Origin of the sequence: Maribacter hydrothermalis (assembly GCF_001913155.1) — a bacterium.
In the GTDB taxonomy this organism is placed as follows: domain Bacteria; phylum Bacteroidota; class Bacteroidia; order Flavobacteriales; family Flavobacteriaceae; genus Maribacter; species Maribacter hydrothermalis.
The window spans coordinates 168,541-191,176 of record NZ_CP018760.1 but is presented as its reverse complement, the minus strand read 5'-3'; the positions used below and the strand labels follow the sequence as shown (position 1 = coordinate 191,176).

The following is a 22,636-nucleotide window of genomic DNA, read 5'->3' as shown; positions in this document are numbered from 1 at the left end:
CTCTACGACATATGTCATAAAGGATTGTAAATTTTAATTAGAAAGTTTTTATTAAAACTTAATCATTACTTTTTGATGTATTCCGGTTTGGCTTTTTTTTACTGGTATTTCTATTGTTTTTTCCTCTAAAATTGTTGCCGCCAGGTCTAGTTTTATTTTTCCCTGATTTCCCTGGCCCTCTAGGAGTTCTTGGCGGTCTGTCATCTTTATCTACTTCACCATCCTCATCGGTAAACTGATGCTCTGGCATACGTGGTATCGCTTGGTTAATTAACTTTTCAATATCACGTAAGTAGGGTCTTTCTTCCTTATCGCAGAATGAAAGCGCAGTACCACTTGCATTTGCACGACCTGTTCTACCAATTCGGTGAACATACGTTTCAGATACATTTGGCAAGTCATAATTTACCACCAATGATAAATCATCAACATCAATACCTCTTGCAGCAATATCTGTGGCAACTAATACTTTTAGTTTTCCGTCTTTAAAATCACCTAAGGCCTTTTGTCTTGCAGTTTGCGATTTGTTACCATGTATAGCAGCAGCTCTTATGCCTGCTTGGTCTAATTTCTTTACAATCTTATTTGCTCCATGTTTAGTTCTAGAAAAAACAAGAACAGATTCTTTAGGCTGTTGCTCAAGTAAATGAATTAGCAATTTTGGTTTATTTCCTTTACTAACAAAATAAACACCTTGTTCAACTTTTTCTGCAGTAGCCTGTTCTGGTTTAATAGTTACACGCTCAAAATCTCCTAGCATTTTTCTAGATAGTTCAACAATATCTTTTGGCATAGTAGCCGAAAAGAAAAGTGATTGCCTTTTAGGAGGAAGCTTTGCAATGATTTTTTTGATGTCGTGAATGAAACCCATATCCAACATTTGGTCTGCTTCATCTAAAACCACGTGCTCTAAATCTTTAAACGAAACAAAACCTTGGTTCATTAAATCTAATAAACGACCAGGAGTAGCAATTAAAATATCAACACCGCCTCTAAGGGCATTTACTTGTTTACCTTGTTTTACACCACCAAAAATAACAGTGTTACGTAAGCCAGTATATTTACCGTATGCCGTAAAGCTTTCACCAATTTGAATGGCAAGCTCACGTGTAGGTGTAACAACTAAAGCTTTAACCTTGCGCTTTGTTTGGCTTAAGCTAATACCTTCATATAGCTGATGAAGAATAGGAATACCGAATGCAGCTGTTTTTCCGGTACCTGTTTGTGCAACACCTAAAAGGTCTTTGCCTCCTAATAGAATAGGAATAGATTGTTCTTGAATTGGAGTAGGGTGAGTATAACCTTCAGCTTCTAAGGCTTTTAGGATTGGTTCGGCTAAGCCGAGTTCTTTAAATGTCATAAAATTTTAATAAGCGGCAAAGGTACGGTTAAATGTGGAAGAAAATGAAAAGTAGTTAGTAGTTGGTTTTATGTAAGAAGTACAAGGTACAAAGTACTAAGTAGGAATAGAGAAAATGGCATATTGACTTATTTTAGATTGTTGCTTATTGAGATGTTGTCGTGAGCAGATGAAAATATTGGGTATGAGGTAATAAGCATTATGTATTATGTACAAATTATTAAGTATTAAGTATTAAGTATTAAGTAGGAAGTTAGAACAGAGAAAATAGAGAATAGACTTCTTTTGAAAATTATCTAATGTTATGTGGGAGTGGGGAGTGTTCAATTAAGTGTGTCATCGGTTAAAAATCTATTGTCATTAGCAAGGCTAAACTATTAGAGTTGTTAAGATCCAACAACCAACATCTATTCTCTCTTTTCTATATTCTTTTTTCAAACATGATTTTTGAGTTTACGTTTAAACTTGAACTTGAACTTGAGATTTGAACTAGCACTTTCACTTGGTATATCGTTTAACGACACCAATTATCGGTAAGGTGATTTTGGGGTATGTGTCGTTTATCGACAAGAATTTACACTTAATCTGAGGTCGTGTAAAGTAACGAGTAAAATGTGTTTTTCAGCGATTCACCACCTAGTGAAACAAGGCCTGCGGCGTTCTATTAGTGTAACAAACGCAAGTCATGAAAACAATAATAACAATCATCTTTATCATCTTCTTAAGCTTCACTACCCAAGCACAAAACACTACTGAAGAAGTTAAAGTTGAAACTATTGAAATGACACTTGTTACTGAAACTACTTACGAGTTGACCCTAGAAGCTAAAACAGAAGTTGCGAGATTATACAAATCTAAAAACTCAAGAATTAAAAGAGATTTGAATTTTGTAACTAAAGCTAACAGTGCTAAAATAGCTTAATATTTAGTCGACAGTCGACAGTCGACAGTCGACAGTTTACAGTTGATAGTAAATAGTATTAAGTACTAAGTACTAAGTAAGAAAATAGAATATAGAGAATAGACACATTTTAATTAATACCGTATTTTATAGATTTAGCAAAGCTAAATTGTCATTTTTCCAACAACGAACAACGAACAACGAACAACGAACAACGAACAACGAACAAGAACAACCAACAACCAAGTTGAACTTGAACTTGACTTTTGAACTTGCACTTGAACTTACAACCCTGCCATTGCAGCTTCGGCACATCGTTCGCCGTCCATTGCGGCAGAAACGATTCCGCCGGCATAGCCACCACCTTCACCACATGGGAAAAGGCCTTTAATAACAGGGTGTTCTAATTTTTCATTTCTTGGAATACTAACGGGTGATGAGGTTCTTGATTCCACACCCACAATGTTTGCCTCGGATGTGTAATAGCCATGCATTTTATCCCCGAAAGCTTTAAAGCCTTGGCGTAATCTACCACCAATAAGTTTGGGCAATAGGGAATGTAGGGGAGCAGAGTTTAATCCGGGTTGGTATGAAGTAGGGTTGAGGTCTACAGAGAGGTTTCCTTCTACGAAATCGGTCAAACGTTGTGCAGGTGCAGTTTGTGTTCTTCCGCCAGATGTGTATGCTAATCGCTCTAAATCCTTCTGATATTCTAATCCTTTCAAAGCTCCAAATTTCTCGTATTTGGCAATGTCTTTATCCACATTTATTTCAACGACGATGCCCGAATTGGCATATAGGTTATTTCGTTTCGATGGAGACATTCCGTTCACAACAACCTCACCAGGTGCAGTTGCCGCAGGAACTATAAATCCGCCAGGGCACATACAAAAAGAATATACACCACGTTCTTTCACTTGTTCTACTAAACTATAAGAAGCTGCAGGTAACAATTCGCTACGTTCACCAGAGCAATGGTATTGAATACTATCGATGATATGCTGAGGGTGCTCTACACGCACACCCATGGCAAACGATTTTGCTTCAAGTGTAATGCTCTTTTTATGTAATAAATCGAAAATATCACGAGCTGAATGTCCCGTTGCCAGAATCACACGTTCAACAGCCATTTCATCGGTATTATTTAAAACAATTGCTTTTAACGTATTATTCTTGATGACGAAATCGGTCACTTTGGTGTTGAAGTGTATTTCACCACCTTGTTTCTGAATTACTTCACGAATATTCTGAACAATTTTAGGCAGTTTATTCGTTCCAATATGTGGATGGGCATCAACCAAAATTTGATCTGTAGCCCCATGAAAAACTAAGCTTTCAAAAATGCGACGTACATCGCCACGTTTAAGGCTACGGGTATATAATTTTCCATCGGAATACGTGCCGGCACCACCTTCCCCAAAGCAATAATTACTTTCAGGGTTTACCTTGTGGTCTTGGTTTATAGCTTTTAAATCGCGCCTACGGTCTTTTACATTATTACCACGTTCAAGAACAATGGGTTTATAGCCCATTTCTAAACAACGTAACGCTGCCCACATCCCTGCTGGACCAAAACCTACAATATGTATAGGTTTAGCGTTCGATACATCTTTGTATTTAAAGTTAAGCGCATTGCTCGGAGCTGGTTCGTTAATATAAATTGCCAGTTTGTAATTAAAGAAAATTTTAGGCTTACGAGCATCTATAGACTTTCGAAGCACCTTAATTTTAAAGGTTCCATCTTCGAGTCCCAGGTACTTTGCCGCACGAATTTCTAATCCGTTAGGTGTGCCTTCTTCCTTTAATGATAATCGCAACTGTACATTTCTGACCATGCTGCAAAATTAAAGTAAAAATTATGATGAGAACGACAGGAAATTAAAAATGCTAAGGAGAATGGTAGTTCTACTTTTCTTCAATAGTTCTAAAAGTCAAATTCACTCTTGGATTCTTGCTTTTAGTAGTTGGGGGCAGCCGATGTAGCCAATGTGTTTGGGTTTCGTCTTTCATAATCAGTAAACTACCATGTTCTAAAACCAATTCTACTTTTTCCTTGGTTTCTTTATGTTTAAAAGCAAATTTACGTTCATCGCCAAAACTAAGAGAGGCAATGGCGCCGTTCTTTTTAAGGTCCTTTTCTCCGTCACTATGCCAAGCCATTCCTTCACTACCATCATGATATAGATTTAGTAGACAAGAGTTGAACGTTTCACCACTTTCTTGTTCCACTTTTGATTTCAATTCAAGTAATTCGGTGGTCCATGATAATGCGAGTTTGGTGGTTTTAGAGTACGTGTAGTGAAATGGTTTTTCACCATACCATGCTACCTTCCGTTTGGTAATTATTTTCTTTCCAAAGATGATCGCTTCATCGTTTTTCCATTCAATTTTGTTCAATAATATATCCAAATAATGTATTGCTTCTTCAGGGGTAAGAATCTTTCCGTAGTAGTTAACCGTTCCGCCATGGGGAAGTAGGTTGGTGGTATGGTCTACCTCAATATCAAATAATTTCATTATTCTTTTTTCTAGCTATTTCAAGTACTAAAATACTTTGTAATCTATTTAAAAACAAAAGCGAATAGCTATCCTTAATAAGATTATCTATCCGCTTTTATATTTAAAGAAAACAATGACGACTAAACCTTATTACTTTTAAGCAAGTTTTTAATGGTCTTGTTCCACTTTTCTATTGATTGAAATTCTCCACTTAATTGGAAATTAATTTCAGCGTCATAGAATTCAAAAACGGTGTCCGGTTCATTTATTTTTTTAGAAAAAAGAGTCAGTAGTAAACGCGCTGTTATTTTCTCCTTTTTGGCATACGATTTACCGATATTAGTAATTTCACAAGTTTTAATAGTAGCTAAATTGGCATACTGCTGATTTAAAACTTCTCCAGATTTTGAAATGAAGAACACGAACTTTTTCTGAGTATCAACACCTATGCCGTAGTGACCAAAAATTTCATATTCCGTAATTTGACAATTATGTTTGCTTGCGACTTCGGTTAAAGAAGCCATCATTTGTTTTTCTTTTCTTTTTCTACTTCTGTTTGTAATAACAAAAGGCATTGCACAAAGTGCAACAGATGCTATACCGATAGCGGCTATTCCTAATTCCATTTTTTTCTATATTAATATGAGATACTGATTTTTGTATGAAGTGATGACTCACACCATAAAGACATTTAAAATGAGCTAACTCAATGGTTAGCATGTATAAAATGGATTACCAGAAACTATGAAAAGGGAAGATAAGGTCAGACTTTCTATGTCTGATCAAAAGTGTATTAGCATACAGTTTGTACTGCTTATATCTTGCGTTGAGGATTAACTCATTATTGGATAGATGTGAGTTAAAACTAGTAAAAGGCAGCTTGTAATTTGGTGATGAAACTTCGGTAACGTCAGCAATTGAAATTTCGGTTTGTTGGGCATGAGGAGATAAAACCTTGGAAGATTCAGAATAGTATGTTTTCTGATCATCATTTTGGCTTAAAACAATCTCGTAAGAAAAGGGTAACGTATTTGCAGAACTATATATTCCGAAACAATATATTGTAACGAGTAAAAGAACTTTAAATAGGTTATTTATACTTTTCATATTATACCAAAACTGCCTGGTCGAGAATTACATTAACTTCTTTCAAACTTTCTTCATTGTCTAACAACAAAACTAAAATGTCATTTGCTTCAATTATTGTAGATCCTCCTGGTCGTACAAATGTACTACCTCTTTTGATCATAACAATGAAAGCAGTCCTAGGAAAATGTAAATCGATTATTCGCTTATCCACAGCAAAACTATTAGGTAGGATAGTTACTTCTTCCATAGCAGATTTAGGCAGATTAAGAATATACCTATCATTCTCAGCTATAGCTTTCACTTTATCGGGCAAGGCAACATTTAGCCATTTTGCAAAATTAGATAAGGTAGTTCCTTGGATTAATACGGACGAAACGGATATAAAGAAAACGATACTAAAAATGATATTTGCTTTGTCAATACCTGCTAATAGGGGATATGTAGCAAATACAATGGGTACGGCACCACGTAAGCCAACCCACGAGATATAGAACCTTCGCCCAATTTTCATTTTAAAGAACATGAGGCTAAGAAAAACACTAACAGGTCTGGCAACAATAATTAAGAATATTGAAATGAGCAGTCCTATTCCCAAATACGGAGTGATTTGTGACGGAAAAACCAATAATCCTAACGTAAGGAACAACACAATTTGCATTAACCAAGCCATACCGTCGAACATTTTCAATATGGTCGATTTATGTATTAAATCTTGATTGCCCAAATACACGGCACAAATGTAAATAGCTAAGAATCCGTTACCACCAACGGTGTCGGTAGCAGAAAATGTAATGAACATTAGTGCAATTACCAAAACCGGATACAGTCCTTCAAAACCTAATTTAATTTTGTTAATGATTATTTCGCTCAATTTCCCAAATGCGAATCCGCCGATGCCACCTAAAATCATTTGTTTTAAAAACAGCGGAATAATAGATAGTATGCTTAAATCTTGATTGATAACCAATGTTAAAAAAGCTAGCGTAAGCACATAAGCCATGGGGTCGTTACTACCACTTTCTAGTTCTAACGTGGGTCTTAGATTGCTCTTAAGCGCTAAGTTTTTAGAACGTAAAATGGAGAACACCGCAGCCGCATCGGTAGACGAAACTATAGAGCCTAATAACATACTTTCGTAAATGGTGAAATCGGTAATGTAGTACACAAAAGTGCCTAAGGTAAGTGCAGTGAGCAAAACCCCTAAAGTAGAAAGCATAATACCTTCTTTTAAAATCGGTTTTACCGCACTCCAGTTGGTATCCAAACCACCGGAAAATAAAATAAAATTCAGAGAAACAATACCTATAAATTGGGCAAGTTTAGGGTCATTAAAATGAATACCACCAATACCATCAGATCCTGCCAACATACCTATTGCCAAGAAAAGAATTAAAGTGGGTACACCAAATTTGTACGAAGTTTTGCCAACTATAATGCTGATAAACAACAAAATAGAACCTATAAGAAGTATGTTTTCTATAGTTAGATTCATTGGTGGTTATTGATCTTAATTTTAAGGCAACAAAGTTAATTTTTTAAGGTCATTTATTAATTTATGAATGTTAATGTTATGTTGTAATTGCATCAATGTATTATAGTTTATTTTATTTCTTAACATAGAATTAGAATAAATGCATATAATTATAAATACATTTGCATATATCAATATATTAAACATCATGGAGCTAAAACAAGTAGAGAAAATATCAAAAGCATTAAGTGATGTAAATCGTTTAAAATTATTGCAGTACATGCAAAAGAACCAAGGAAAAGTGGAATGTACAAAAGCCTGCAATTTGCTTGATTTAGCCCAACCATCTATTAGTCATCATGTAAAAAAACTTGTAGAATCAGGTTTGATAAACCAGCATAAAATAGGTCGTAATTATAATTATACTTTGAATCATGAAGTGTGGGATAATTATATGTTACGATTACAAAACTTGTAATTTATTTAATTTAATAGATTGATACTTTTAAATATATAAATGAATTTATTAGCATGAAAAAAATAAAATATTCCGTGTTGGATTTAGCCATAGTATCGCAGGGTACAACATTGAAAGATACTTTTGATCACTCGGTAGCCCTTGCGCAAGCTGCGGAAGAAGCCGGCTATACCCGTTTTTGGTTGGCAGAGCATCATAACTCTGTTGCCATTGGTAGTAGTGCCACATCTATTTTAATAGGTAAGATTGCTGAAGAAACTAAAACAATACGTGTTGGCTCTGGCGGAATTATGCTGCCAAACCATTCCCCATTAATTATCGCAGAACAGTTTGGTACATTGGGTATTCTATATCCAAATAGAATTGATTTAGGGCTAGGTCGCGCGCCAGGAACCGATCAGTTGACTGCACAGGCAATACGATCCGATTTTTTCCAAGCAGCACAGTCTTTTCCTTTAGAAATTGAAAAAATACAACGCTATTTCTCAACAGAAAATGCAAATGCTAAGGTACGCGCAACCTTGGCTGAAGGGGTGGAGGTGCCTTTATACATTTTGGGTTCAAGTACTGATAGTGCTCACTTAGCGGCGAAAAAAGGATTGCCCTATGCATTTGCGAGTCACTTTGCGACAACGCACTTAATGAATGCCTTGCAAATTTATCATCAAGAATTTCAACCATCGGATGTATTGGAGAAACCATACACCATGGCAGGGGTGAATATTATAATTGCAGATACAAATGAAGAAGCAGAGCGTATTTCAACTTCACTGTACAAAATGATAATAGGTTTGTTAACAGGAAACAGAGGTTTTATGCAACCACCAGTTGACATGACAGACGATTTGCGAGAATTAAGTCAAAACCCCTCTGTGCAACAAATGTTGAAATATTCTTTTATTGGAAGTAAGGAGACCGTTAAAAGACAAGTACAACAGTTTATAAAAGATACTCAAGTAGATGAACTTATTGCTGTTACTAATATTTATGATGGGCATGACCGTATAAAATCATACCAATTATTTGCTGAGATTATGAAAGAGCTGAACGATTAAATTCCCTGATTTAACCTATGAGCTATAAAGGGTAAGTGTTGTTTACTAACTTTAAAATATGGTAGTATGCCGCATACTGGGCTTTAATTTTTGATTCTGGTCTTCTTTCTTTACTGTAAATACCATTATTCATTTTTGATTTTACCACCTTATAATTCAACTTAATGGCTACAAGTGGGAGCAGAAAATCTAGCCCCCACCTTAAGCTATATTCCTGTACAATTTGCTCTTGTAAAATTGTTTTTAAAACGTTCTTTCCGTATAACAAAACCCCAGAAGAAACAGGGTTGTAGTTCTTTATATTTAGCGTATTGCTTAAATAGCTTTCCATTTTCAATTTTTCATTAAATTCTAGTAAAGACATAGAATTATCATCTTCAATTTGTCGTTCTCCCACCAAAATATAATTGTAGTTGGTGTTATTCTCATTTATGTAATTAAGGAAAGTCTTGAAAACTTGTTCATGAGGAAAATCATTATCCATATCGCATTTAAGTACAAAATCTGGACTATGTTTTAGCGCATCTTCAAGCAATACTTTTGTTGAAAGGGCTATTCCTAAGTTGGTTTTATTCGTGATAATTTGAAGTTCATTACAAACAGTATTTCTAAATTCATTTAGAATAGCTAATGAATTATCAGTGCTATAATCATCTACTACAATAATATGAAAGGTGTGATTTGTGAATTTAGAAATCTCAGCGACAATTTTTAATAAAGTCTGTTTTATACTTTGCTCTTCATTAAAACAAGGTATTATGATTGTTATTTTACTCATCCTTTATTGTTAATCTAGGGTATTTAACTTGATTGCAAAATATCCTTATTTAATCAATAATATCTAATATTGATTGCCGCTCTCTATTAACAGTAAGTTTTGTTACATCTGGTCTTGAATAATGCCCGACAGAATCAAAGTTTTGGCGTTCTTCTAGTACCCTGTTAAAATCTATAATTGCGGTAATTAGCCCCTGTTTTTCAATTACCGGAGCAACAACCCATTCTCCATCTGGTCCTGCAATACAGGAACCTCCATTAGCCAGTGAGTCTGCAGAATTTTTTAGAATTTCATCAATATGGGGCGTATCTTTTGGAAAATCCCTTTTACTCATTAAACTAGAAACGGAAACCACGAATGAACGGGATTCCCTGGCAATAAATCGTGTAATGTCGGTTGTATTAAAATCAGAGCCAGGCCACACGGCAATATGCAAATCTTCACCTAATCCGTATAATGTGGTTCTTGCTAAAGGCATCCAATTCTCCCAACAGTTTAGTCCGCCAACGGTAAAGTTTTTTAAGTTATGAACCTGTAATCCGTTACCATCTCCTTGTGCCCATGTTAATCGTTCTTCATAGGTAGGCTGTAGTTTTCTATGTACAGATTTAATTTCTCCATCACTATTTATATACACCAGTGAGCAATAAATACTATGTCCGCCTCTATTTTTTGCACGTTCCATTGACCCTAAGTAGATGGCAATTTTATGCTGTTTGGCGAGCGCGCAAATGTCATCTAATTCTCCTTCCTCAATTTGAATGGAATTTTTAATATAATGCGCATGAATTTCTTTCTGTTCTTTAGAATTGAATTTAGCCCCGTCGGTCATGGAAACCCAAAACGGGTAGCCAGGTAACAATGCTTCACCAAAAACAATTAGCTCACAATCATCATCACCAGCTTTACTAATATATTCTTTGATTTTAGATATAGTGGCCTCTTTATTTAACCAAACAGGAGAAATTTGAGCCATGCCTATTTTAAGATTATTTTGGCTGGGAGTATCTATAATTTTAGTCATTGCTGTCAATGATTTTTAATTTGTCGTTAATCTGTTTTTTAAAACGCTGTGCAAAAATATGATTAGGGTCTAACGCTAGTGCTCTGTCAATATTAGATGTTGCCAAGGATAAACTATCCATTTTTAAATAAATACTACCATATAATACATAGGGCTGTGGAATTTTCGGATTGTTAATTTGCTTATTAAAGTCATTAGCAATTGATAGGGCGTTATCAAAATTCTCTAAGTCAGATTCTAAGGTAGCTGCATAGCTAATAAAAAAAGGAATTTTCTTTTGGTTAGGAGTCGTTAAGCTGTGTAACGAGTCTAAAGCTAGTTTTGGGCCATATATAGCGTTTAAAACCTCTATATACTCAGCTTTTATATAAGATTCGTTAGGATATTTATGAATAAATTCTCTGTAATTTTTCTCTGCAGTGGACATAAAATTAGGTATGAAGTTATCACTTAATTGTAGTTTTTGGTCGCGTGCATTAAACAATTCAATAGTAATGCGTGTAACCTCTAAAATTAATTGGTCGTCCTCGTGAATCTCATTTTCATTGTTGTTTATGTCAATTAATATTTTAATCCGCTCAGTAAGGTCCGTAGTGCTTTTACCAACTAATGCTTTTCCGATAACAAAAGTAGAATCGAATGATACTGCTTTTCTGAAAGCCAGGTCAGATAAAGTCCATTGACCATAATCCAAAATATATTCCCAACCTTTATTAAAGTAAAAAATAGCAGAATCATTTTCAGTGCCATAAGTATAAGCCACTTGCTTTTTTGAGGTTTTACTTTGTTTTTGTTGACATGAAGTAATCATTACAAAAACTAGTAAATAGATGGTATACTTTAATGACATGGAAAATGTGTTTAGTCAAAAATATTATTTTTTATTTCATTGAACCCTGGCCATGGGCTAAAATAAATTACGGAATCCGTTAGTGAAACTATAGCATGTAAATTATCTTCAGCATCTGTAGTGTATTAAGATTTATGTCATTCTGATGCTTTATTACCAAGTCTTAAATTTTCAATTAATTACATTATCAATACACCTCATACTCTTTTTTATAGCTCAATGGTGTACGCTTTGTTATCGATTTAAACTGTTTATTGAAGTTAGAAAGTGTTTGGAATCCGCTTTCATAACACGCTTGAGAAACGTTCATTTTCTTTTCTATGAGCAATTTACAGGCATGTCCTATCCGTATTTCACTAACAAATTCTGAAAAGGATTTATTAGCATGTTGCTTAAAATACCTACTAAAAGAAGTGGGTGTCATATTTGTCAACTTAGCCAAATCTGTTAGCGTCATTTTACGTTTAAAATTTTTCATCACGTAGGCATAAACTTTAAACATTCGTTCAGTATCGGCTTCTCTTAATGTATTAGTATAACCTGGACTTGCTAAAATTTTAAACTCCTTCGTATTACTTATAAAATTTAGAATTTTTAAAAGGTGTAGAATACCATCAAACCCTTTCATTGGTAGTAGTTCAAGCATTAACCTTTTTAAGGTTACGGCAGACTGTTCAGTAAATTCAATACCTCTTAGACTTTTATGAAAAACCTGTCGTAGGCGAATGGCCTCATCGCTTTGTAGAATATTTTTTCCTAAAAAGTCTTCGCGAAAATAAATAACAACCCCCTCGGACCAAGCAATATTCATTTCTTGCTCCTCTTCATTTTCACTGCGCCACAGGTGGGGTAGGTTAGGGCCGGTAAATGTAATATCTCCTGCTTTATAAGGTTTAACACTATCACCAATAAATCGTGTGCCGCTTCCTTTTAAAACCAAAAACAATTGATTTTCCGAATGAAAATGCCAATGCGGGTCAAAAACTGGTTCACTCAACATGCGTGCTAAATAGGCTCGTGTTTCTGGTATGGGCGATTTTTTAAGGGCAGATTTCATATGTTGAACAAAACTTAATTAGTGTTATAATTGTTCTGAATAGCTACTAATGTATCAAAAAATGAAGTTATTTTAAAATAGTATGATAAAATACAGTCGGTATGTGATATGTAAGAGTAATTTCTAGGTTGATATTTATAGTAATATTGAGATAAGAAAACTAGGCTCTATATGAAATCGTATCTCTCCGCTTTAAAAATTGTGTTTATACTATTGCTTTTTGCAGCATGTTCTCCTACCAAGAAAGAGCGACTAGATAATGAACCACGCAGAATAGAATTACTGTTTTTAGGTCATGAAATAGAACACCATAATTCAAGAGCATATTTTCCAATTTTGGCATCAGCTTTAACCAAGGACGGAATCAATATTACCTACACAGAAAAACCATCCGATTTAAATGAAAAGAATCTGGAATTGTACGACGGACTTATTATTTACGCCAATCATGAAAAAATTGGTAAGCAGGAAGAGAAAGCGCTTTTAAATTTTGTAAAAGAGGGTAAAGCTTTTATTCCTATTCACTCAGCAAGCTTCTGTTTCAAGAATTCATCAGAATATATCAATTTGGTAGGGGCACAGTTTATGAGTCATGAAACAGGAGATTTTACTGCTGAAATTGTTGATAAAGAGCACCCAATTACAAAAGATTTATCCACATTCGAGACTTGGGATGAAACTTATGTTCATGATAAAATAGCTGAAGATATTCATGTTTTAATGGAACGCGTTGATGGTGAGCATCGTGAACCTTGGACTTGGACTAAGGAAGTAGGTGAAGGCAAAGTTTTTTATACCGCATACGGACATGATGAAAGTACATGGGAAAATAAGGGCTTTCAAGAGCTAGTAAAATCGGGTATACTTTGGGCGGTAGATGAGAAGGTGAAAAAAAACTGGGAAGCATTTATGAAAGATATGCCAACTCTTACATATGAGGAAAGAGCAAACATACCTAATTATGAAAAACGAGATCCTGCACCAAAATATCAATTACCATTATCTCCTAAAGAGTCAAAAAAGCTAATACAAGTAACTGCCGGCTTTGATGTTCAGCTATTTGCTTCTGAGCCAGATATCATTAACCCTATTGCAATGAATTGGGACGAAAGGGGGCGGCTTTGGGTCATTGAAACAGTAGATTACCCTAACACCGTTCGCAATGATAATAGTATTGGCGATGATAAAATAAAAATTTTAGAAGATACCGATGGTGACGGTAAGGCAGATAAGGTTACCGTCTTTGCCGAAGAATTAAATATACCTACAAGTTTTGTCTTTTACGATGGCGGTATAGTAGTTTCGCAAGCACCCTATTTTATTTTCTTAAAAGATACTAATGGCGATGATAAGGCAGACGTAAAGGAAATTTTAATTGACGGTTGGGGAACTTTCGATACGCACGCTGGTCCATCAAACTTGCAATATGGTATTGATAATGATTTATATGGTGTGGTAGGATATTCAGGATTTGAGGGTAAGGCCTTGGGTCATGATTTAAAATTCAATCAGAATGTATATCGGTTTAATCCAAAGAAAAAAACATTTGAAGTACTGACCAATACAAGTAATAATACTTGGGGCTTAGGAATAACGGAAGATAATTCCATATTCGCATCTACCGCAAATAATACGCACAGTGTGTTTGTAGGTATCCCAAATAAAAATCTTATTGATGTAAAGGGAATAGGGACAGATGGTAGTGCAAAAATAGATGGGCACTACTTTATGCTACCCATAACCCCAAATGTAAGACAAGTAGATGTTTTTGGTGGTTTCACAGCAGCTGCGGGACATCATTTTTATACGGCAAGAGCTTACCCAGAATTATATTGGAATAAAATTGCATTTGTATGCGAGCCAACTGGAGGTTTGGTGCATCAAGCACGAATAGTAAAAGAGGGCTCAGGATATGCTGAGGAAGACGCGGGCAATCTATTTGCATCCTCAGATGAATGGAGTTCCCCGGTAGATGCAAAAACAGGTCCCGATGGGGCGGTTTGGGTGGCAGATTGGTATAACTTCATAGTTCAACATAACCCAACTCCAAATGAAGAACGTGGTGGTTATGATGCTGAAAATGGCGAGGGGAATGCCTATGTAAATCCACTTAGAGATAAAGGTCATGGAAGAATTTGGCGTATTGTACCAAAATATGATTATGAGTACGAACCTATACAATTATCTAAAGATGACCCAGAGGGACTGTTAGAAGCTTTAAGTAGTGATAATCAATTTTGGAGATTAACTGCACAACGGCTTTTAGTGGAAAGAGGAGATACCGATGTACTGAACAGCTTGTACAAATTGATTACTAAAAAACAAGTTGATGAAAACGGATTAAATAATGCAGCGTTACATGCAATTTGGACTATTAGTGGTTTAGGTGCATTGGAAAATGATAGTAATGCACTTGGGGTAATAAAGGGTGCACTTTATCATAAAGCGGCAGGGGTTCGTAAGGCAGCCATACAAATGTTACCCAGAAACGACGATACAGATGCCGCATTATTTAAGGCAACAACCCTTAAAGATAGGGACCCTAGTGTACAATTGGAAGCTTTGCTATACTTCACGGAAAGACCGTCGTCCAAAAAAATAGGTGCTTTAGTATATGAACTTACAACCAATCAAGAGATTATGAACGATGCTTGGTTATATAAAGCCTTATACGCAAATGCTACCATTCATATGACTGGATTCTTAGAGGCATTCCATAAAGCGAATCCTACTTATGTAATGCCTTCAGAGGAAAAAATGGATATGAGCACCAGTACTTATGATGATAGCAGTTGGGAAACAATGGAGATTCCGCAATACATAGAAGATGCTGGTTTAGATATTGATGGTATTATTTGGTTTAGACGAGAAGTTACCATTCCTGCAAATATGGTTAAGGGAACAACTTTATCATTAGGGCCAATTGATGATTCTGATATAACCTATGTAAACGGAGTAGAAGTAGGAAGTATGGCATCTAGCTTTAGCTCCAACAGAAATTATGAAATTCCGGATGGAGTATTGAAACCGGGAAAGAATACCATAGCTGTTAGAGTAGAGGATAATGGAGGTGAAGGCGGTATCTATGGTAATTTTTGGCAATTGTCTCTACAGTCCGGAGAATCTATTGTTAGAATTCATGGTACTTGGAAATATAAGGTTGAAAAGAGCTTTACCAATCAAGAAGAAAAAGATGCGACTATTTTTGATATGGTTGGGCTTTTAAACAAATATTATGGTGAACAAGCTGACACTGGTAATGAGAATAATGAAGAGGTACAGGGCTCTGCAAAAGTAGTTACCATTAAAGCGATTACCAACGAAATGAAGTTCGATGTTACCCAGTTTACTGTAAAGGCTGGAGAACAAGTAGAGCTGGTATTACAGAATCCTGATTTTATGCAGCATAATTTGGTTATCACAAAACCAGGTAAAAAAGAGGTTGTAGGTAAAGCAGCCGATAAAATGGCGGCAGACCCCAATGCGGCAACGCTTAATTACGTACCTCAAATGAGCGATGTACTTTTTGCCACTCCAATTTTAAATCCTGACCAAACATATTCACTCAAGTTCAAAGCGCCGAGCACACCAGGTGAATATCCATATATATGTACGTTTCCCGGGCATTGGAGAATTATGCAAGGGGTAATGATTGTTAAATAGTTAAGAGCACTTACATGAAGAATAAAATTGATTTCGGGGTGAGTACATGGCTATGGCAATCACCATTTACAACAAACAGTATAGAACTATTCCCAAAAATAAAGGCAATGGGGTATGATTTGGTTGAAATACCTGTGGAAGACCCTCTTTTAATAGATGCAAAAGAAATAAAAAAGGCACTAATTGATAATGGTTTAAAAGCATCTGTTTGCGGTGCTTTTGGTCCAACAAAAGATCTTACGCATGAAGACCCAAAAGTGCATAGACAGTGTTTTGATTATTTAGAACTGTGTTTTGAAATCTGTAATATTTTAGGGGTAAAATTTTTGGCAGGACCAATGTATTCTGCAGTAGGCAAGGCTCGTATGGTTTCAAAGGACCAGCGTAAAATGGAATGGGATTTGGCGGTAACCAACTTACAAAAAGTATGTATCATAGCTGAAGGACATGAGCTATCTATAGCATTAGAGTCCTTAAATAGATTTGAATCTGATTTGGTCAATACAGCCGATGATTTAATGCGCATGGTTAAAGATATTAATCACGCCTCTGCACGTGTTTTGCTAGATGGCTTTCATATGACTATTGAAGAAAAAAATATAAGAAAAGCTATAAATACTGTTGGTGATAAATTAATACATGTTCAAGTTTCTGAGAACCATAGGGGAGTACCTGGAACGGGGCTCACTCCGTGGAACGATTTTAAACTAGGACTCCAAGATATAAATTACAATGGTGGATTGGTCATAGAAAGCTTTACACCAGAAATTAAAGAATTAGCCGCTGCGGTATGTATATGGAAAACTATGGCCAAAACCCAAGATGAATTCGCGCAACAAGGACTACAATTTTTAAAACAAACGTTTAACGATTAAAAGTATCAAAATGAGCAAAAAGAAAATAAGAATAGCCATTGTAGGCCTTGGTTTTGGGGCAGAATTCATTCCTATTTATAAAATGCATCCAAATGCCGAGTTGGTGGCAGTATGTCAACGTAATGAAGATAAATTAAATGAGATTGCTGATGCTTTTGGTATTTCAAAGAGATATACATCCTATGAAGAATTATTAAAAGATAAAGAAATAGATGCTGTTCATATAAATACTCCTATTCCAAATCATGGCGAGCAATCTATAAAAGCGCTAAAAGCAGGTAAGCATGTGGCATGTACAGTGCCTATGGCAACTACGGTAGATGAATGCAGACAAATTGTTGAATTGACAGAAAAAACCGGACTTACCTATATGATGATGGAAACCGTGGTATATGCCCGTGAGTTTCTTTACATGAAAGAGCTTTATGAAAAAGGGGAATTAGGAAAAGTTCAATTTTTAAAAGCAAGTCATCAACAAGATATGGACGGATGGCCAAATTACTGGCCTGGTTTACCGCCAATGCATTATGCCACACACTGTGTTGGTCCAGTTTTAGGATTGACACAGAATGAAGCGGAGTATGTTTCTTGCTTTGGTTCAGGAACTATTCGTGAAGAGTTAATTAAAGAATATAACTCACCATACGCTGTAGAAACCACCCATATAAAATTCAGAAATTCAGATTTAAGCGCACAAGTTTATCGTTCCTTGTTTGATGTCGCCCGTCAATACAGAGAAAGTTTTGAGGTCTATGGCTCCAAAAAATCGGTAGAATGGCCTTTAATAGAAGGGAAACCTTTGGTAGTACATACCGCTAAAAAACCAGAACCAGAAATTCCGGAAGAAGTTGAAAGTCCCGATTTTGCTAAACTATTGCCTAAAGAAATTCAGGCATTTACTACGCATGGTGTGTATGACGAAGGTGATAATCAACATCTTTCATTTACCCAAGGGGCAGGGCACGGAGGCTCTCACCCACATTTGGTACATGCCTTTATTGACGGATTAATTAATGGAACTTCGCCTTATCCAAATGCAAAACAATCGGCAAATATTACTTGTGTGGGTATTTTATCACATGAATCTGCCCAAAAAGGAGGCGAAATAATAAAACTTCCAGAATTTACTTTTTCAAATTAAAAACCAAACAACTCTTTTAATAGTTTAAATTACAGTTCGGGTGTCTTAATTGACATTTCGGAAAGTAATTTTTTTTGTTTAATAGAAAAGGTGTCATGTTTGTTGTTGTGCAGGGTAATCAAAAAGAAAGAATTATACTTCTGAAAGGAAATCCCTATTTTTAAAAGCCTGAATCTAACATTTTACGATTTGAAAATAAAGCATATTAAATGAGTATTTTTTCAAAAATAGTTAAGTACAGTATTTTAATATCCATGGCGATTATTGTTGTTGAGCAAGTACTTAGCTGGGGTGAACCCTTTATTTGGCGAGAACAAGCTGAACATATAATCATTGTTATTGGTATAACTACAATATTAACTATTATTAATGTATACTACGATGATTATATTTCTAAGAAATACTCTTGGGATCAAGCACCAAAGAAGCGTTTATTATTTGGTTCATTAGGTTCAATTACAATTATAGTAGTTGCTTACGGCATACTTAGAATGCTACTTTTTGTTGGATATTTTAAACGGCCTTTTGCCGATTTCATTTCAAATGAGGATAGTGAAACCTATTTGATTTTTATTATAGTAGCAGTATTCATTTCATTATTTATACATGCATTCTATTTTTACAAAGCATTACAAGATACCAAGGTAAAAGAACAAAAAATAATAGCAGGTTCGGCATCGGCAAAATTCGATGCTTTAAAAAATCAATTAGACCCGCATTTTCTGTTTAACAGTTTAAATGTATTAACAAGTCTCATAGAAGAAGATCCTATACAGGCACAAAAATTTACGACGTCTTTGTCTAAAGTATATCGTTATGTATTAGAGCAGAAGAGCAAAAATTTAATTCCTGTAGATGAAGAACTAAAATTTGCCAGAACTTATGTACGACTTTTAAAAATGCGTTTTGAAGACAGTATCATATTTGAAATACCCGATTTGGCAACAGACCCAGAAGCCAAAATTGTTCCATTATCATTACAATTGTTATTAGAGAATGCAGTGAAGCACAATGTGGTAACTTCTTCTAAACCATTGCATATTAAAATTTATGAGGAAGATGGGTATTTATACGTCACCAATAATCTTCAAGAAAAGCAAGTAGTTAAAAAGAGTAGTGGGGTTGGGTTACAGAACATAAGGCAACGATATGCAATTTTAACCAGGAAAGAAATGCAAATTTTTAAGACCTCGAATGAATTTAAGGTCCGCTTGCCTATGTTGACCAACGCTATATCTTTTAGAGAAACACAAGATTCTCACATTAGTGCCAAGCGCTATGAGAAAGCTAAAAAACGTGTAGAAGAAATTAAGGGTTTCTATGGCAATCTAACATCGTACTGTATAGTAATTCCGATACTTGCCTTCATCAATTATAGAACCACTAGTTTTACGTGGGTCATTTTTCCGGCTGTTGGGTGGGGAATAGGTTTAATAGCCCATGGCTTAAAAGCATATGGAATAAATCCTTTATTCGGTAGAGATTGGGAGGAGAAAAAAATCAAGGAATTGATGGAGAAAGACAATTTCTAAATGTGTTTTAAATAGATGTTATGAAGCTAACAGAAGAGGTTAAATCGTCTATAAATGAAAGTGTTTTGTGTTGGTTGGCAACATCATCTACAGAAAATATTCCCAATGTATCGCCAAAAGAGATATTTAGCTTTTATGAAGATGATATCATTATTGTAGCCAATATAGCATCGCCACAAACGGTTAAGAATATAAGGACGAATAAAAATGTGTGTATCAGTTTTATAGACGTGTTAAAGCAAAAAGGATTTCAGTTAAAAGGCGAGGCTGAAATTATTGAGAAATCTTCTTCAGCGTTCTCTAGCATGGAAAAAGTACTTCTTACACTTACAGAAGGCAAGTTTCCGTTTGCATCGATTACCAAAATTACCGTCACCAGTTCAAAGCCCATTATAGCACCTAAATACCTATTATATCCTAATACAACAGAACAAGAACAAATTGAAAGTGCTAAGAAATCGTATGGATTTTAACGGAATTTAGTTCTTGCAAATACGACTTTCTACAATTCAGTCATAAAAAAGTACAACTGGGTATTTCATTTTTTAAAAACCTGGGTTATCTGCCGAAATTTGAAGTATAGCAATCAAATAACAATAACCTAAAACATATAAAGATGGAATCAAATTTTACAAACGACCATAATTACAAGTATCAAAAAGCAAAAGACAAAGTAGAAGCAATAAAAGGTTTTTATGGCAACTTACTGGCATACTGTATTGTAATTCCGATTTTAGCATATATCAATTATAACACCACTAGTTTTCCTTGGGCAATTTTTCCAGCATTGGGTTGGGGATTCGGTGTAATTATGAACGGCCTTTATGCCTTCGGTTACAATCCACTTTTCGGTAAGAAGTGGGAAGAAAGAAAGATCAAAGAATACATGCAAGAATCATAACCTAATAAACTGAAGATCATGGAAAACACCAAATATAAAAAGGCAAAACAAAGAGTAGAAGAAATCAAAGAATTTTATGGTAAAGTAGCCTCGGCTGTCGTAACCATAATACTCGTAGCGGCTTTAAATTATTACCTTAACGAATGGGAATATGCTTGGTTTCTTTGGGTAGTATTCGGATTAAGTATTAGCCTGTTTTTTAAAGCAAATAAAATCTTTAACTTGAATCCGTTTATGAATCGTGACTGGGAAGAAAGAAAATTACAAGAGTTTTTACAACAAGAAGAAAATAAACAAAGATGGAACTAAACGAATTTGATCAATCGGATAAATTGGCAAGAGCCCAAAAGAAGGTAAAAGAGATAAAAGGATTTTATATTCACCTACTTGTTTACGTACTGGTAAATTTATTTGTCATGACTGTTACTATAATGGGTATCATGTCTGGCGGAGCTTCATTTTCAGAGGCTTTGTTCAATATAGGAACTATATCTACTCCATTTTTCTGGGGAATTGGCTTGGCATTTCATGCGGCCAAGGTGTTTGGCTTTAATCCTTTTTTCAGTAAAGATTGGGAACAACGCCAAATCAGTAAATATGTAGAACAGGAGGAAAGAGATGCTGAAAAATATAGATAGTATGAATACTTCAAAGGTAAATAAGACTGATGCACAGCTCGTCAAATAAATAAATACATTGAGGAAGATAAACGCGAATTTGAAAAATATAGATAACATGGAAACTAATCTACCAAACGATAACCTTGTAACAGAAGAATTGAGTAGGTTGTCTAAATATGAAAGAGCAAAAACAAAAGTGGCAAGTATAAAAGGCTTCTATAATCACGCAATAGTTTTTGCTATAATAACCATCATTTTATTCTTCTTAAGACATAAGTTTGTTTTCATTTTAGTGAGTAAAGATGCAATCGGAAATCCTGATTTTTTAAATTGGATTAACTGGAATGTTTATGGCACTACTATTGTTTGGGGAATAATACTTGCTATTCATGGCATTATTGTATTTAGTAATATTTCGTGGTACATGAAGAAATGGGAAGAACGTCAAATTCAAAAATTTATAAATTCAAATAGAGACTAAAACATTCTATTCTAATTAAACGATATAAGAACCATGAAGATCATTATCATTGAAGACGAGAAACCAGCAGCACGTAGGTTGGGTAGAATGCTAGAAAGTCTTGACTTAACTGTTTCTACCATGTTACATTCAGTTGAAGAGGCCATTGAATGGTTTCAAAATAATGAACATCCAGATTTAATTTTTTTGGACATTCAATTATCGGACGGACTCTCTTTTGAAATTTTCGACGTTATAGAGGTTCATAGTGCTATTATTTTCACTACGGCTTTTGACGAATATGCATTACAAGCGTTTAAATTAAATAGTATAGATTATTTATTGAAACCTATTGATGATGAAGATTTAGAACATGCGGTAACCAAATATAAAACACTTTTTAAATCGGTTAAAGGGCCTGAAAAGATAGCCTTAGATTTTGAGGACATTAAAAAACTATTGATTAACCCCTTAGAACGCGAATATAAAAAGCGCTTTACAGCAAAAGTAGGTCAGCATATAAAAATTATAAACTCTGAAGATGTGGAGTGTTTTTATAGTGAAAATAAAGGCACTTATGCGGCAACTAAAGATGGTCGAAATTACTTATTGGATACTACATTGGAACAACTTGAAATGGAGTTGAAACCTCAAGTATTTTTTAGAGTCAGCAGAAAGTATTTTGTTAATATAGAGTATATAAAAGACATTATATCATACACCAATTCAAGGCTACAGATAAAACTAAATAATAATCCAAATCTTGAAATTATTGTAAGTAGAGAAAAAGTAAAAGACTTTAAGCTCTGGTTAGAGTAAATGCTTGGAAGTATTTTAAGGTAAACAGTTTATTATTTTGTCCTAAGTCCTAATATTACCACC

The 22,636-nt window shown here is 34.9% G+C and carries 22 protein-coding genes; 13 read left to right on the top strand and 9 right to left on the bottom strand.

Annotation, left to right across the window (positions count from 1 at the left end):
* Window positions 1-58: 58 nt before the first annotated feature.
* On the bottom strand, window positions 59-1,360 hold the full coding sequence (locus BTR34_RS00875) for a DEAD/DEAH box helicase (RefSeq protein ID WP_068483940.1): 1,302 nt from the start codon (window positions 1,358-1,360) through the stop codon (window positions 59-61).
* 685 nt (window positions 1,361-2,045) lie between these two features.
* On the opposite strand from BTR34_RS00875, the gene BTR34_RS00870 reads away from it, so the two are divergent.
* Window positions 2,046-2,282 (top strand): hypothetical protein, encoded by a 237-nt coding sequence (locus BTR34_RS00870; protein ID WP_068483938.1) that lies wholly within the window; start codon window positions 2,046-2,048, stop codon window positions 2,280-2,282.
* Window positions 2,283-2,545: 263 nt separating this feature from the next.
* On the opposite strand, the gene BTR34_RS00865 is transcribed toward BTR34_RS00870, so the two are convergent.
* The 4 genes from BTR34_RS00865 to BTR34_RS00850 form a co-directional block, all read right to left on the bottom strand.
* Window positions 2,546-4,096, bottom strand: a complete 1,551-nt coding sequence (locus tag BTR34_RS00865; protein WP_068483936.1) for an NAD(P)/FAD-dependent oxidoreductase — start codon at window positions 4,094-4,096, stop codon at window positions 2,546-2,548.
* Between the two features lie 70 nt (window positions 4,097-4,166).
* The gene (locus BTR34_RS00860) at window positions 4,167-4,778 is read right to left on the bottom strand and encodes an alpha-ketoglutarate-dependent dioxygenase AlkB family protein (RefSeq protein WP_068483934.1); all 612 of its coding nucleotides are present in this window, start codon (window positions 4,776-4,778) and stop codon (window positions 4,167-4,169) included.
* A 122-nt stretch (window positions 4,779-4,900) separates the two neighbouring features.
* Window positions 4,901-5,386 carry a hypothetical protein gene (locus tag BTR34_RS00855; RefSeq protein ID WP_068483932.1) on the bottom strand — a complete coding sequence of 162 codons (486 nt, stop codon included), beginning with the start codon at window positions 5,384-5,386 and terminating at the stop codon, window positions 4,901-4,903.
* Between the two features lie 482 nt (window positions 5,387-5,868).
* Complete coding sequence (locus BTR34_RS00850) at window positions 5,869-7,341, bottom strand: potassium/proton antiporter (protein WP_068483928.1); 1,473 nt, start codon at window positions 7,339-7,341, stop codon at window positions 5,869-5,871.
* Window positions 7,342-7,528: 187 nt separating this feature from the next.
* Here BTR34_RS00850 and BTR34_RS00845 point away from each other — a divergent pair, with 187 nt between their 5' ends.
* Both BTR34_RS00845 and BTR34_RS00840 read left to right on the top strand, forming a co-directional pair.
* On the top strand, window positions 7,529-7,798 hold the full coding sequence (locus BTR34_RS00845) for an ArsR/SmtB family transcription factor (protein ID WP_068483926.1): 270 nt from the start codon (window positions 7,529-7,531) through the stop codon (window positions 7,796-7,798).
* Window positions 7,799-7,845: 47 nt separating this feature from the next.
* Window positions 7,846-8,853, top strand: a complete 1,008-nt coding sequence (locus tag BTR34_RS00840; protein ID WP_068483924.1) for an LLM class flavin-dependent oxidoreductase — start codon at window positions 7,846-7,848, stop codon at window positions 8,851-8,853.
* Between the two features lie 22 nt (window positions 8,854-8,875).
* Here BTR34_RS00840 and BTR34_RS00835 read toward each other — a convergent pair whose 3' ends face one another.
* The 4 genes from BTR34_RS00835 to BTR34_RS00820 form a co-directional block, all read right to left on the bottom strand.
* Window positions 8,876-9,631 carry a glycosyltransferase family 2 protein gene (locus BTR34_RS00835; protein ID WP_068483922.1) on the bottom strand — a complete coding sequence of 252 codons (756 nt, stop codon included), beginning with the start codon at window positions 9,629-9,631 and terminating at the stop codon, window positions 8,876-8,878.
* 49 nt (window positions 9,632-9,680) lie between these two features.
* Entirely contained in the window at window positions 9,681-10,655 is a 975-nt protein-coding gene (locus BTR34_RS00830) for a carbon-nitrogen hydrolase family protein (protein WP_068483920.1), read from the bottom strand.
* Window positions 10,648-11,505 carry a tetratricopeptide repeat protein gene (locus BTR34_RS00825; protein WP_068483918.1) on the bottom strand — a complete coding sequence of 286 codons (858 nt, stop codon included), beginning with the start codon at window positions 11,503-11,505 and terminating at the stop codon, window positions 10,648-10,650. Before BTR34_RS00825 ends, BTR34_RS00830 begins: the two co-directional genes overlap by 8 nt.
* A gap of 187 nt (window positions 11,506-11,692) precedes the next feature.
* A complete protein-coding gene (locus tag BTR34_RS00820; protein ID WP_068483916.1) occupies window positions 11,693-12,562 on the bottom strand; it encodes an AraC family transcriptional regulator in 870 nt (289 codons plus the stop codon).
* Between the two features lie 171 nt (window positions 12,563-12,733).
* Between BTR34_RS00820 and BTR34_RS00815 the strand changes: the two genes are divergently transcribed.
* From BTR34_RS00815 to BTR34_RS00770, 10 genes are all read left to right on the top strand, one after another.
* Window positions 12,734-16,225, top strand: a complete 3,492-nt coding sequence (locus BTR34_RS00815; RefSeq protein ID WP_068483915.1) for a PVC-type heme-binding CxxCH protein — start codon at window positions 12,734-12,736, stop codon at window positions 16,223-16,225.
* A 14-nt stretch (window positions 16,226-16,239) separates the two neighbouring features.
* Complete coding sequence (locus BTR34_RS00810; RefSeq protein ID WP_068483914.1) at window positions 16,240-17,100, top strand: sugar phosphate isomerase/epimerase family protein; 861 nt, start codon at window positions 16,240-16,242, stop codon at window positions 17,098-17,100.
* A 10-nt stretch (window positions 17,101-17,110) separates the two neighbouring features.
* Window positions 17,111-18,241, top strand: a complete 1,131-nt coding sequence (locus BTR34_RS00805) for a Gfo/Idh/MocA family oxidoreductase (protein ID WP_068483912.1) — start codon at window positions 17,111-17,113, stop codon at window positions 18,239-18,241.
* A 209-nt stretch (window positions 18,242-18,450) separates the two neighbouring features.
* Complete coding sequence (locus BTR34_RS00800) at window positions 18,451-19,773, top strand: 2TM domain-containing protein (RefSeq protein ID WP_068483910.1); 1,323 nt, start codon at window positions 18,451-18,453, stop codon at window positions 19,771-19,773.
* Between the two features lie 20 nt (window positions 19,774-19,793).
* Window positions 19,794-20,246 carry a pyridoxamine 5'-phosphate oxidase family protein gene (locus tag BTR34_RS00795; protein WP_068483908.1) on the top strand — a complete coding sequence of 151 codons (453 nt, stop codon included), beginning with the start codon at window positions 19,794-19,796 and terminating at the stop codon, window positions 20,244-20,246.
* 143 nt (window positions 20,247-20,389) lie between these two features.
* Window positions 20,390-20,674, top strand: coding sequence for a 2TM domain-containing protein (locus tag BTR34_RS00790; RefSeq protein ID WP_068483906.1), 285 nt, complete (start codon window positions 20,390-20,392; stop codon window positions 20,672-20,674).
* Window positions 20,675-20,692: 18 nt separating this feature from the next.
* Window positions 20,693-20,983, top strand: coding sequence for a 2TM domain-containing protein (locus tag BTR34_RS00785; protein ID WP_068483904.1), 291 nt, complete (start codon window positions 20,693-20,695; stop codon window positions 20,981-20,983).
* On the top strand, window positions 20,974-21,312 hold the full coding sequence (locus tag BTR34_RS00780; RefSeq protein WP_068483903.1) for a 2TM domain-containing protein: 339 nt from the start codon (window positions 20,974-20,976) through the stop codon (window positions 21,310-21,312). The genes BTR34_RS00785 and BTR34_RS00780 overlap by 10 nt, the downstream gene beginning before the upstream one ends.
* A gap of 97 nt (window positions 21,313-21,409) precedes the next feature.
* Window positions 21,410-21,775 (top strand): 2TM domain-containing protein, encoded by a 366-nt coding sequence (locus tag BTR34_RS00775; protein WP_068483902.1) that lies wholly within the window; start codon window positions 21,410-21,412, stop codon window positions 21,773-21,775.
* Window positions 21,776-21,808: 33 nt separating this feature from the next.
* Window positions 21,809-22,573, top strand: a complete 765-nt coding sequence (locus BTR34_RS00770) for a LytR/AlgR family response regulator transcription factor (RefSeq protein WP_068483901.1) — start codon at window positions 21,809-21,811, stop codon at window positions 22,571-22,573.
* The last annotated feature ends 63 nt before the right edge of the window (window positions 22,574-22,636 follow it).